Origin of the sequence: Psychrobacter sp. NPDC078631 (genome assembly GCF_050268165.1) — a bacterium.
GTDB lineage: Bacteria > Pseudomonadota > Gammaproteobacteria > Pseudomonadales > Moraxellaceae > Psychrobacter.
The window spans coordinates 279,501-292,436 of sequence record NZ_JBNNGG010000001.1 but is presented as its reverse complement, the minus strand read 5'-3'; the positions used below and the strand labels follow the sequence as shown (position 1 = coordinate 292,436).

At 41.8% G+C, this 12,936-nt stretch carries 8 protein-coding genes and 2 tRNA genes; 9 read left to right on the top strand and 1 reads right to left on the bottom strand.

Going from position 1 to position 12,936, the window contains the following annotated elements; genetic code table 11:
* Positions 1-44: 44 nt before the first annotated feature.
* The 9 genes from fdhD to ACQKCP_RS01140 all read left to right on the top strand — a co-directional run bounded on the left by fdhD (position 45) and on the right by ACQKCP_RS01140 (position 10,125).
* The gene (gene fdhD / locus ACQKCP_RS01180; protein ID WP_427610973.1) at positions 45-1,127 is read left to right on the top strand and encodes a formate dehydrogenase accessory sulfurtransferase FdhD; all 1,083 of its coding nucleotides are present in this window, start codon (positions 45-47) and stop codon (positions 1,125-1,127) included.
* Positions 1,128-1,911: 784 nt separating this feature from the next.
* Positions 1,912-3,561: a sodium:solute symporter family protein gene (locus ACQKCP_RS01175; RefSeq protein ID WP_427611651.1), complete on the top strand. Its 1,650-nt coding sequence runs from the start codon at positions 1,912-1,914 to the stop codon at positions 3,559-3,561.
* 84 nt (positions 3,562-3,645) lie between these two features.
* The gene (locus ACQKCP_RS01170; RefSeq protein ID WP_211181310.1) at positions 3,646-3,780 is read left to right on the top strand and encodes a putative transporter small subunit; all 135 of its coding nucleotides are present in this window, start codon (positions 3,646-3,648) and stop codon (positions 3,778-3,780) included.
* A 181-nt stretch (positions 3,781-3,961) separates the two neighbouring features.
* Positions 3,962-4,035: transfer RNA gene (locus tag ACQKCP_RS01165), tRNA-Cys, on the top strand.
* A gap of 124 nt (positions 4,036-4,159) precedes the next feature.
* Positions 4,160-4,246 (top strand) — tRNA-Leu (locus ACQKCP_RS01160).
* Between the two features lie 1,206 nt (positions 4,247-5,452).
* Positions 5,453-5,965: a spore coat protein U domain-containing protein gene (locus ACQKCP_RS01155; RefSeq protein WP_427610972.1), complete on the top strand. Its 513-nt coding sequence runs from the start codon at positions 5,453-5,455 to the stop codon at positions 5,963-5,965.
* A 5-nt stretch (positions 5,966-5,970) separates the two neighbouring features.
* Positions 5,971-6,732 carry a fimbrial biogenesis chaperone gene (locus ACQKCP_RS01150; protein WP_427610971.1) on the top strand — a complete coding sequence of 254 codons (762 nt, stop codon included), beginning with the start codon at positions 5,971-5,973 and terminating at the stop codon, positions 6,730-6,732.
* Complete coding sequence (locus ACQKCP_RS01145) at positions 6,683-9,130, top strand: fimbria/pilus outer membrane usher protein (protein WP_427610970.1); 2,448 nt, start codon at positions 6,683-6,685, stop codon at positions 9,128-9,130. Before ACQKCP_RS01150 ends, ACQKCP_RS01145 begins: the two co-directional genes overlap by 50 nt.
* On the top strand, positions 9,127-10,125 hold the full coding sequence (locus tag ACQKCP_RS01140) for a Csu type fimbrial protein (RefSeq protein ID WP_427610969.1): 999 nt from the start codon (positions 9,127-9,129) through the stop codon (positions 10,123-10,125). Before ACQKCP_RS01145 ends, ACQKCP_RS01140 begins: the two co-directional genes overlap by 4 nt.
* 438 nt (positions 10,126-10,563) lie before the next feature.
* On the opposite strand, the gene ACQKCP_RS01135 is transcribed toward ACQKCP_RS01140, so the two are convergent.
* Entirely contained in the window at positions 10,564-12,192 is a 1,629-nt protein-coding gene (locus ACQKCP_RS01135) for a long-chain-fatty-acid--CoA ligase (RefSeq protein ID WP_427610968.1), read from the bottom strand.
* Positions 12,193-12,936: the final 744 nt, after the last annotated feature.

The window sequence follows — 12,936 nt, the reverse complement described above, 5'->3', positions numbered from 1 at the left end:
TAAATGACCATAAGCACGCTCATAATTTTAGGCCATAATAAATCGTGATAACCATTGAAGATAACGCTGAGCAAAGTGATGCTTTTATTGACCCTACTATGATAGATAATTCAACTAGCACTAAGATAGTTACACCTGAGCTGTCTAACGATGATATGTTGTCAGAGACACCACTCGCTCGTGGTCATTTTGCACACAAGCATCATTATTCGTCAATTAACAATAATCCTAATCATGACTCTCACCTTCAAATTGAACCTCAGAACACTAGCTTAGTAGTCGAAGCTGCGGTCTCTATCATCATTAATGGGATTCATTATGCTGTGCTGATGGCCAGTCCTCATCAGTTAGAGTATTTAGCGGTTGGGTTCTTATTTAGCGAAGGATTAATTCAGTACAGTCACGAGCTACTCGACTGGGAAGTGACTCATCTTGCAGATATCGCTAGCTATCAGCAGTTTGCTCAAGAATCGAATGATGAAAGCCTTGACTCAGTATCAATTGAGCAAAGCTTAGAACAATTTCAAGATTACGATATCTATGTCGTGGAGTTGGTATTGAGCCAACGCTGCCATCAACGTATCCAATCGCAGAAACGTCAGCTAGCAGGGCGTACAGGCTGCGGTATGTGCGGTATTACTGGATTAACACAAGCTTTGCCTGATTTAAGTGCTTACTCTCAAAGCAGTCTACAGTCCGACCATAATCAATCGACAAGCAACGATAGTGCTAAGACGACTGTTCCAAGTCTTGACTACCTATTGGCACTGCGTCAACAAGTGGATGCTGCGCAGCATACACATCAACTGACAGGTGCAGTACACGCCGCAGCAACGATACATAATCAGCAGCTATACTTATTTGAGGATGTAGGCCGCCATAATGCACTCGATAAACTTATCGGTTGGCAATTACGCCAGAAAGCAGACGTTAGCTGTGTGCTTATGACCTCGCGTCTCTCTATTGAGCTGGTTCAAAAGTCCATTCGAAGTCAAATCCCGTGGCTAGTTGGCATGTCAGCACCTACCAGTACAGCGGTGCGCGTGGCTGAGCGTTACGGACTTGGATTGGCTGGATTTTTACGTGATAACCGAGTCACTTACTATACAAAACAAGATAATATATAAAAATTCACTTCTATTTGTTCATTGAGAGCACCCATCTATCGCTCATTATCTATTTTTTTCTAATGAAAGTTTCAGTTACTTACTCATACTTATAACTTAGCTCATAGCGATATATCATTCGATTCTGCTCATAATAAAGCCCTATCTTTCAATGCTTTATTAAATATCTTATTAAATCTCTTTAAATAACTACTTATATATCATCTTCGGTCATTGTCTGGTAAATATCGGATAATGTTTGAGGTTGGTGACATAATAGGTTACTCTTACCGCGCAAATATGTTACAGGTACTTAACAAATATGTAGTTTTATTTATTAATGTCACTTAGTAACACATCAATCGCAATAGATAAGTAGAGATTTCCTACCTATTGCTTATTACAGCTGATAAGGCTGTCTAAATCGAGTTCGGGTCATGCAATCATGGCTTAGTGCTTATTCGTAATTCCGCTATAGACACTCATCACATGAGTTTTCTTTAGCATGTAGCTACCTTTGTGTATGCCTATTAATAGCCTGACGGTTTACCCATTAACTGACGCCTATTGAAAGTAGTCCCTGTCTTTTTGATTTGACACTATTTGTCTCATTAAGATTTGGGCGTGACACTTAGCATTTGCTTACCACTACAGTTGGTATTTTCGCTATTCATATTAGCCACATACGTTCGGTATGAGGGCTGTGTAGGCTATGCTGTATTCCTAATGGTTTGGTATCTTTCATTTTTACCGAACTTTATTCATCAATTAACAATTGCGAGGTCTGAGTTTGAAAACTGAGTCATTGTTCCAATTTTCATCATTAACGATTATTTTATTATTATTAGCATTTTATGGCGGCACCTATTTGCTGTCCTTATTAATCAAAAAAGATAAAGAGACAACTTCTGGGTTTATGGTCGCAGGTCACGGTGTTGGCTTCGGTATGGGTGCAGCCAGCATGACCGCCACTTGGATTTGGGCGGCCTCATTTTATGCTGCTGCTACCTCTGGCTATAAATACGGCGTATCAGGGCCTATACACTATGGGTTTTGGGGTGCATTGATGATTTTGTTCATCTACCCTTTCGGTATGCGCTTTCGTGAATTGGCACCAGACGGTCATACACTAGGTGAACTGATTCATGCCCGCCACGGTTCATCAAGCCAATTAATCTTAGCCATATCCAATATTATGGGCAGTTTAATTAGCTTGATGGTCAACTTTACCGCTGCTGGAGCATTGGTGTCAGTCCTGTCGCCATTATCGTTCCAAACAGGGGTAATGATCGCAGGTATCGGTGTACTGAGCTATACATTGACATCAGGGTTTAGAGCTTCCGTCTTTACGGATTTTGCCCAATTGGTCGCTCTAATGGCCATTGGTATTGTTATTATCCCCGCCGTGTTATTTGCCATGGGTGGCCCTGAGGTTATGGTTAGCGGGCTGTCGAACCTGACGTTAGAACAGCAGAACTTCTTCTCCTCTGAGGCATTTTTTCAACAAGGTGCGCCTTACTTTGTCGCTGTATTAGCATATGCTATCGGTAACCAAACCATCACTCAGCGCCTATTTGCGATTGATAAAACCAAGATTAAAGCGACGTTTATCACTGCTACAGTAGGCTACGCTGGTATCGTTATTGGTCTTGGTATGATTGGACTAATGGCTGTGACGATAGGCGTCGAGCCACTCGATGGCAATATGAATAACCTCATCCCTCAAATGGTCAGTACTTATCTGCATCCCGTCTTTATCGCCTTATTCTTTATTTTAGTGATTGGGTCATTGTCCTCGACCGCTGACTCAGATTTATCAGCGCTATCGACCATTATGATGGCAGATGTCTACGGTAAAAACATCGCCAAAAAAGGCCATGTTAAACCTAAAACGATGATGCTAATTGGTCGCAGCACGATGATTGTTGCGACAGCAGCTGGACTAATTTTTGCGAGCTTTAAGCTTGATATTCTCGTCATGCTAGTGTTCGTTGGGGCACTATGGGGTGCTATTGTCTTCCCTGTAATTGCCAGTGTGTTTTGGAATCGCGTCACCAATACTGCCTTTACCTCAGCAGTGATCATCGGACTGCTCTTATTTTGCGTTGCCCGTTTCGAATTACTTCCAATCACTGGTGTCACTGCCCTATTCTTTGAAATACTGGCCAGTGTCGGTGCAGCGGTTGTTATTGGGCTAATGGTCTTTGGGTTCTTAGGTCGTAAGATTGGCATGGTCGCCGCAGCTATCACGCTTGTGCTGATGCTTATCTTCGCTACTGGCTTCTTACGTCAATATATGGTTCTACTAGCCTCTCTAACCGCTTATGGCGCTAGTACCGTCGTCTGTGTGATTATCAGCCTGATGGGAGACGAACACTTCGACTTCGATTTAATTAAGCAGCGTGTGGGCAATTACGATAAAAAATCGGAAATACCATCGTCACTTAAATCTTAAACCAAAGTCGCTTTATCCGAGTGCCGATTGGCCAGTAGTATTTGGCTAATCGCTACTTACTTAGCAATATTATAAGGAGATATCATGGACAACGTTTTTATTTATGGCTTATATATCTTAATTTGGCCTGCCATTACTCTTGGCGTACTCGTATTAATTTGCACGGCCACTTATCGAGATGTGAAAAGTGCCAAACGTGACAATAGAGATATTGTTTAGCGCACTATATTTTAAACCATCATCATTAAACGCTGGTTTGCTGATGGTTTGAAAAAGCTTATTAACAGTATAAACGCTCCTAAATTGGGGCTAAATATAGACAAGATAGTAAATAAGCTGTTTTTAATGAAAAAAGGACTTGTAATTTACTATATTTTTGCTAATATAGGCGACCTTGATTGGCTGGATGGCAGAGTGGTCATGCAGCGGACTGCAACTCCGTTAACGCCGGTTCGATTCCGACTCCAGCCTCCAATTATTTATTAATTTTACGTTAATTTTGGCTTGCATTATTATCACAACCGATTATAATAGCGACCACTTATCTAGTAACTAGATGGTCTATCAGCTAGTTTACATTTTAGATAAAACAAGTTTTGCCCGGGTGGTGAAATTGGTAGACACAAGGGATTTAAAATCCCTCGCTAGCAATAGCGTGCCGGTTCAAGTCCGGCTCCGGGTACCATTACATAGTCCTATACTATCTTATAGAACAGCTAAAGCCCCTGATATCAGGGGCTTTGTTGTATCTGAAATATAGATAAATAAGAGTGACTAGTTTACACTCAAAATATAGCATTAAGCTTTCTTTAGCTAGCTAATACGACTAGTTAAATTCAGTCGATACAATATATAGAATCACTAAACCTTATAAAAAAGATAGCCGCATTACTTAAAAGTAATACGGCTATCTTTTTTGCTCAGCCTACCTTATCTCAATCTTAATACTAAACCTATCTTCTAATTCACTCCACACTACCCTCACCTTCGTAAACTGTACTTTTTTAAGTAAAACTGGCTCGCTACGATCTGAATTTCCATTAATTATTTTATAAATTGCACAGCGACTAAGATGAGTATGACAGCTAATACCCTTAATATTTAACATCTACAGAATATGATTGATATACAGACCGACAGACTATGTTCTATTGACTCAAGTTTTTCACAATTATCTATTTTGTAAGTTAATAAAGTTTTCCGTCCTCTACAGTTACTACATCCTATGTTCTTATCGCTCCCCCATACACTCCAACTATTGGCCCTAGTAGCAGTTATAAAAAGTGCTAAATAAATAGTTACTTTTCTAGGTCAGCTATATACCTTAAATGCTTTGATAAAACATTATTATCTTTTCTTGAAGATTTATTCTAAACCAATTGCACTATGCATTATGTAAAGCTTTTTATTGACTGCTATTAATATTTATCGTTTTCAACTGTTAAGAATATTTAGCCAACTAGCACTCATTTAGATACAACTAAAATCTATATTCAGGTACTAGGATGTAATATAGAAATTTTGTTTGTAATTACTATAATTCTAAAGGATAAGTTTAGATAAAATTAAGTAAGGTCAGTATGAAGGTAAAATTAATTGCATATTGGTAAAATCTGATAAATTATAATGTTAATCAAACATTTAACGTGCATTATTATGAGAACTGTATTACAATGCGATTACAAAAAATGACAGGTGGTATATATTTAGAGATAAACGGTTTATATTTTTATTGGCTATTGTTGAGTAAGTTCCTATAAAAACCTAACTTTAGTAAATTGTGAAGGTTTATAACTTCCAATACTTTATGAAATATAAGCTATATATCTATTTGGTATTACCCCTGACTTATTGAAGTACTAAAAGCACTTATATTTTCTGGAGAATTACCATGCAATTTAATAAAACCCTAATGACTGCTGCGCTACTTACCGTTGGTGGATTTGCTGCTGTTTCTGCGAATGCTGAAACTGCTGGCAGCACTTTTGAAGTTGGAATGACAGTTCAGAAACTCTGTACAGTAACGACAGCAGGTAACATTAGCTTAAACCCTACTGCTACTAATGTAAACGCAACTGCTAAGTCCACCACTTTTAACGTAGCTTGCTCTCAAGGTACGCCTTATAGTATTACAATGTCGCCAACAAGCGGCACATCTGACTCTGGAGCTGGCGTATTGACAGGAGCAGGTCACACTGCAGAAGATGAACGGAAATTAGCGTATACCTTGTCTGACACTGCAGGTGGCGCAGTTTGGGATGCCACGTATAAGACTGGAATGCTAGGAGCAGGTTTCGAAGCTGCTGCCACACCATATACTGTATTCGTAAATCTAACAGCAGATTCTAGAAATGCTAAACCGGATACTTATACCGATACCGTTGCCGTTTCTGTAGGCTACTAATATATATGTTAAGTCTCTGGTTACGCCGTGTTGCGAGACCTGCAGTTTTTGCCAGCTTGCTACTGTCTTCTGGGGTAGCGATGGCGAGTGGCTTGCAAGTTTCTCCCATCTCCTTAAGCTTACAAGCGAGAGAAAATGCCAGTGGCCTGACGCTCAGTAACTCCGGTGACAATGTGGTACATGCGCAAGTGCGCGTGTATCAGTGGCTACAGGATGAACAGGGCGATCGGCTCACGCCGTCGCGAGGACTGTTGGCCAGTCCACCAATGATTGAGCTAAAACCGGGTGAAAACCAACTTATCCGAGTCATCCGCGCAAAGGCACCACCGCAAGGTACAGGCGCAGTCGAAGACACTTATCGTATTGTGGTTAATGAGCTGCCGATTAAATCTGCCACTCAACAGAGTGGCATACAATTTTCACTCACCTACTCTCTACCAGTATTTGTGCAGCCGCTTAATGTCGCCAAAACCAGTCCACAGTTGCAGTGGAGTACACATCTGCAACCAGATGGCAAAGCGATAAAACTCCGCGTCAGCAACAGTGGCAATGGTCATGCCCAATTGGCCGGACTCAGCTTTGTGGATACAGCCGGTAATAGCACGGTGATCAATCCAGGGCTGCTAGGGTATGTCTTACCCGGTGCGACTATGAACTGGACGCTGAAAATACCGCCCTCTGTAATAACGACAGGTGGTAAATTCAAGGTTATGATGAATGGCACTCAGACGACACCAAACGTCACGATGGACACATCCATTCGCTAAAGCAGTTTTTCTACAGTGCGTGGCAGTATCAGCCAGTCACGCCGTAGAACTCAGTGGCATCACTCCTACAGACGCTGGGGACACCGAACTTGCCAATCTAAATCTAGACAGCTACACCTCCGACGATGCTGAATCGGGGTTAGATCTGTATCTGGATACTACTTTAAATGGTGCCGGTGCAGGCTTGACGCATTTCTACTACCGTGACGAACAACTCTGGGCTAGTAAGACCATTCTACAACAGCTTGGCTTTATAGTACCTGCCGATACGACTGACGCCATACTCCTGAATAGCTTACTTGATCTCAATATTGATTATGATGCTCGGCAGCAATCCTTGCGACTTATCGCGCCTCTAAGTATGCTCAATTTAGACACCACTGTCCGTAACACGCGTACCAACAAGCGCCCTCAGCCCACATCATCTTCTGGCATGTTGCTAAACTATAATGTTTACGGCACCCAAACTCAAAATAGCGCGAGAAATTTAAGCGTTTATACTGAACTGCGCGCGTTTAACACGCTTGGTGTACTCAGCTCTACTGCTTTGACTAACGCGAATAGTTATACTGATAGCAATGACTGGGATAGTCGTAGCGTACGTTTGGATACTAGCTGGAGTCAGTCATTTCCAGATAAGCTAATTACGGTTCGTGCAGGCGATATTCTCACGGGTGCGTTGTCATGGACACGACCTACGCGCTTCGGTGGTCTACAAATTGGTACCAATTTCTCCCTTCAACCGTATAGATCAACCACACCATTGCCTTCATTTTTTGGCACAGCCACCCTACCCTCAGCGGTAGAGCTTTATGTCAATGGTCTCAAACAATACAGTGGTGATGTACCTGCTGGACCATTCGAGCTTGATACAGCGCCAAGCTTCAGTGGTTCAGGCACTGCCCAGCTGGTAATAACCGATGTATTAGGGCAAAGCACGACACTTAATTTTTCTTTATATGATGCGCATCGGTTACTACAGCCCGGCCTGTCTGACTGGTCCATAGAGCTTGGCGCAGTGCGAGAAAACTATGGCATTCATTCTTTTCATTATGGTAGCAATGTTGCTGCTAGTGGAACGTGGCGTTATGGCATGAATGACCGCTTTACTGTAGAAGCTCATGCTGAAGTCACCAATGGCCTCAGTAATGCGGGTGTTGGTGGCACGTTGCTGCTTGGTAGATCAGGCGGTATATTATTCGCCTCATTAGCAGGTAGCGAGAGCCAAGGTCAAGATGGCATACAATACAGTACAAACTACTCATGGAATAACAGTCGCTTCAATATTGGTATCAATGCCATGGGTACTATTGACGATTACCGCGATGTAGGCACACAATACGGCTCTGCCCCTGCTCGTCGAAGTGAGCAAGTCTCAACAGGTTATAGTACAAAGTCTTTAGGCCGTTTTGGTGTGAGTTATAATCAGGTATCGCAGGCTGAGCATGAAACCACACAATTTGCTAGCGCCTACTGGTCTAAATCCTTTGGTCGCAGATTAAGTTTAAGCGCCAACTACAATCATGACATTAATGATTCTGCTAATAACAGCGCCTCTCTTAGCGCATCCTTATCACTGGATCGCAATATTTCGCTGAGCAACAGTGTACAGCACACCGATAATAGTACCGTTTTCTCATCTGATGTTTCGCGACCTGCTTCGAATGCAGGTGGTATTGGGTGGCGGGCGCAAGCACGTCATAGCCTAGAAGGTAGTATGGATAGAAAGGATGACACTAGCGGTCTTGCCGAGCTGAATTACCTTGGGCGCTACGGTCAAATACGAGCGGGTATCAGTAGCAACAATGGTGACTACGCAAGCTATGCAAGTGCTACAGGCGCCGTAGTTGCGATGGGCGGTGGCTTGTTTGCTGCTCGACAGATAAACAATGGCTTTGCCGTAGTTTCTACAAATGGTATCGCCGATATACCTGTCTCTTTACAGAACAGTCCCATCGGCACGACCAATAGTAAAGGTCTATTGTTGGTAACACCATTGAATGCCTATCAAGAAAATAAGATTGGCATTGACCCTATGCAACTGCCAGCAGACCTGCGTATTGACAAAGTAGACATAAATGCCACACCGACCGAGCTTGCTGGTATTCTTGTCGGTTTTGATATCACGCCCGTACGTTCGGCGTCAGTTATCCTAACAGATAGTAATAAACAACCGCTCTCGCTTGGCAGTCAAGTACGTCAGCTTAGTAATAAGGAAGTGCCATCGACCATCATTGGCTTTGATGGTGAGGTATATCTCGACACGCTTGATGAACACAATACGCTTGAGGTAACTACTCCCTCGGGTGAGGTTTGCACGGTTAGCTTTGATTATTCCAAGCAGGGTGATGAGATTCCACTCATCGGCCCCCTCATTTGTCAAAAGGTACAACCATGATGAAATTACTTCAATGGCGTTACGGTTTGTTATTGCTGCCAGTTGCGTTGTGGCTCCCATCAAATGCGCAAGCACTTACTTGCCAAGTAGACAGCTTTGTCTCACCCAATCTTGGTACGATTACTCTTGGCAATGCCAACAATGCAAGCGTCGAGCAAACACTGACTTACAGTTGCACTAATACGTCTGATGTCACCCAGTGGGCATCCGTCTGTATTGGTGTTGATGGTGGTACCAATAATACTTCTCAAATCAGTCCACGTCATATGACTGGGCGTGATGGTTCAAATTTAAATTTTGACATGACACTTAATGATATGAGTAATGCTACTTGGGGCAATCGCATCGTGGGTGATACGGAGTTTATTGATTTCTTCAGCGTAGCGCCAGGTACTACTACACCAACCATTAAAACAACCGTTGTTAGGGTATCTCTGCTATATAACAATAATGCTGCCAAAGCAGATGACTACACTGCCGCTTTTACGGGTAGTAATGCAGCATTGACATACGTAACCGTTGATTCTAGTAGTGACACAAAACAATGCTTATCAGAACCCCAAGGAACCAGTTCCTTCTCATTTACCGTTGAAGCCAATGTTGTTAATGAATGTAAAATCACTACCCCTCCCGCCAATGTCAACTTGGGAAATGTCCCAGCAAACAAGCTTAATATCGAGGGTAGTAGTAGTATCGGTGTGACCTGTACAAATACTGCTCCCTATACAATCGGCTTGACTCTTTTCAACGCTGCCGGAAATAATGATGGGAGGAGCTTCATGAGTGGCACCGGTAACAATCCCGACCAAGTACCCTATCAACTGCAGCGGGATAGTGAAAGTGGACGCATACCTTGGGGCGATGGAAAAGGAAATTGGGCAGTAGATGTTGGTACTGGCGAAGTTAAAACAAAAAACATATACGTTATTGTGCCTAGCGCCGACTTCATCCCAGATAGCTACTCTGATACGGTAACGGTTCATGTAAACTATTAATATTTGTGTTTTCAATGTTTAGCAGTCAATTAGATTAGCTGTTCTATAGTATGCTGCATGGGTAATTTTGAGGCATACTTCAAGCGAAGAATAAAGGCAACCTAGTTACACTTGTGAAGCAATTAAATCCTGACAAAAAAACAAACTGCCTTACTCTGTACAGTCCAAACTGTTAGATAGCTTCAGTCTATACAAGCAGCTATCTGACTGTCGATCCATTATTCGATCCTGATAATTTTTTATATCACTCTTATTTTTGTCACTCCTATCTACTTAAAGTGACATTACATAATATTATGCGAGTTTGTAAAACAGCACAGCCCCTAATATTAGAGGCTGTGTAATATTTAAGACCATATGCTAACTTTAAGAAATTTATCTAACTTATATACCAAGCTCTTCAAATGGTATTATCAGTCTTCACTTTTAACAGCTAAATCAGCTATCCAACAATACGTTGCCATAGTCATCACGCAAATCCTTTTTGACCATTTTCCCAGCGCCATTTAGGACGATATTATCTACAAATATGACTTTGTCGGGTATTTGCCAGCTGGCGATTTTACCTTCGTAAAAGCTCAGTACTTGCGACTCGTCGATTTCTGAGTCTGGTTCTTTCACCACAATTAGTACTGGACGTTCGCTCCATTTTTTATGCTTTGCAGCAATAGCGGCCGCCATTCTTATCTGCGGATGGGCGACTGCGATGTTTTCCAGCTCTACTGACGATATCCATTCTCCACCAGACTTGATCAAATCTTTTGAGCGATCCCGAATATTCATATAGCCATCGGCATCAATGGTTGCAATATCGCCTGTGTCGAACCAACCATCTTCAGTTATCGCGTCAGGATTTTCTGTGTAATAATCATTGATGATCCAATGCCCTTTGATCTGTAAACGACCTTGAGACATACCATCTTCTTCGACTCGCTGTAGCGGCTCGTCAGTATCTATGAGACGTAGCTGAACGCCGTAGGGCGGACGACCTTGAGAGTTACGCAACTCATTAATCTCATCTTTACTCAGCGATTTATGCTTGGCTTTTATCTGATTCATCGTTCCAAGTGGGCTGGTTTCTGTCATGCCCCAACCATGTACTGCATCACAATTAAAATCCTCTCTAAACGTTTTGATGACCGATGGTGGACATGCGGCTCCTCCAACGATGGTACGCGTCATGCTATCAAGCTTGCTACCTCTGGCTTTGGCAGCAGTCAATAGACTTTGCCAAATCGTTGGAACCCCTAGAGCAACTGTGACATGACAATCATCGATGAGAGATACCAGACTATCACCATCGAGATTTGGACCAGGAAGTATGAGAGAGCAACCAGTCAAGGCAGCCGCGTAAGGTGTGCCCCACGCATTGACATGGAACATCGGTACCACGGGTAACAAAACATCTTGTGCAGAGAGCGCGGAGACATCAGGCATGCACAATGCCATAGCATGCAGCACAGAAGAGCGATGTGTATATAAAATCCCTTTAGGGTTACCGGTAGTTCCGGATGTATAGCATAAAGAGCTAGCTGTTGCTTCATCGAATTGAGGCCAGTCAAAGTCAGTCGAGTTTTCTGCTAATAGCTCATCAAAGAACAGTACATTAGGCAGTTTTTCTACAATACTATCATCTCGATCACCGAGACAAATGAAGTGTTCAACACCTTTGATATGCTCTTTAATTGCCATAATTAGCGGTAGGAAAGTAGTATCAAAAAATAGCACACGATCATCAGCGTCATTGATAATGTAGCTAAGCTGCTCGGGGAACAAACGTGGATTGATAGTATGGCAAACCATGCCACTACCTGAAATCGCATACCAAGCTTCTAAATGACGACGATTATTCCAAGCCAAAGTTGCTATACGTTCTGATGATTTAAGTCCCAGTGTAGCCAACGCATTGGCCAATCGTTTTGAGTTATCTGAGACAGTACGCCAATTGGTATGAGTCATCTGTCCATCGACTTCTTTGGACAAAACCGCCGTATCACCATGATAACGGGCAGCGTGTTCGATTAGACCACTGATCAGCAATGGCTGATACATCATTTTTCCTAACATAATACATTCCCTGTAGTTATTTGAAAGTCCGCTTATTCTTGCTACTGCATCGTCTGATACTAAGAATAGACCTCAACTAAGAATAATCAGAATTATTCTTTAAGACAAGTTAATATTATGTTCTCCATAGGCAACAAAAAATTGCGATTCAACTTTAAAGACCTGATGATTAATCCATATAGATAGTTTTTACTTTCTCATCAAAAGTTCATTGGTATCATTGTTTCTTTAATTAACCATAAAATTTAGACAAAAAAAATCCGACCACCTAAGTGATCGGATTTTTAATGTTTGGTGGAGATGGCGGAAACTAAACTATATATATAAGTACCTGATAATAAATAAAATTATTAATTTAAAAATAGACAATACCAACCATAATACCAACAATCGTTTTTGATAATACTCTTTTTTGGCTGGCTGATAATTAATTGAGTATTATTTGTAATTAATGATTATTATACTATTAAAGGATATTTTAACTATCGGTACAATTATGATGAATAAGCTTTTTATCGTACTTACTGCAATATTTCTAACTGCATGCAGCGACTCTAATAGTAAGCCCGAATATGGCGCAGATTCTAACCTACCTATTAACTGCCGTGCTTATATAGAAGAAGCTATAAGTTACTATGAGCTCGAGACTGAACCCTATGAGTACGAAACATTAGATGTAAATTATTACTGCTCGCCTGATGATTGGTATAGCAGCTCATGCCAAGAACACATAGGTAATGTAGG

Bases quoted from the DNA above. Each gene is read 5' to 3' on its own strand.
- ACQKCP_RS01170 (WP_211181310.1), top strand. From the start codon at position 3,646: ATGGACAACGTTTTTATTTATGGCTTATATATCTTAATTTGGCCTGCC.
- ACQKCP_RS01155 (WP_427610972.1), top strand. From the start codon at position 5,453: ATGCAATTTAATAAAACCCTAATGACTGCTGCGCTACTTACCGTTGGT.
- ACQKCP_RS01150 (WP_427610971.1), top strand. From the start codon at position 5,971: ATGTTAAGTCTCTGGTTACGCCGTGTTGCGAGACCTGCAGTTTTTGCC.
- ACQKCP_RS01145 (WP_427610970.1), top strand. From the start codon at position 6,683: ATGGCACTCAGACGACACCAAACGTCACGATGGACACATCCATTCGCT.
- ACQKCP_RS01140 (WP_427610969.1), top strand. From the start codon at position 9,127: ATGATGAAATTACTTCAATGGCGTTACGGTTTGTTATTGCTGCCAGTT.
- ACQKCP_RS01135 (WP_427610968.1), bottom strand. From the start codon at position 12,192: ATGTTAGGAAAAATGATGTATCAGCCATTGCTGATCAGTGGTCTAATC.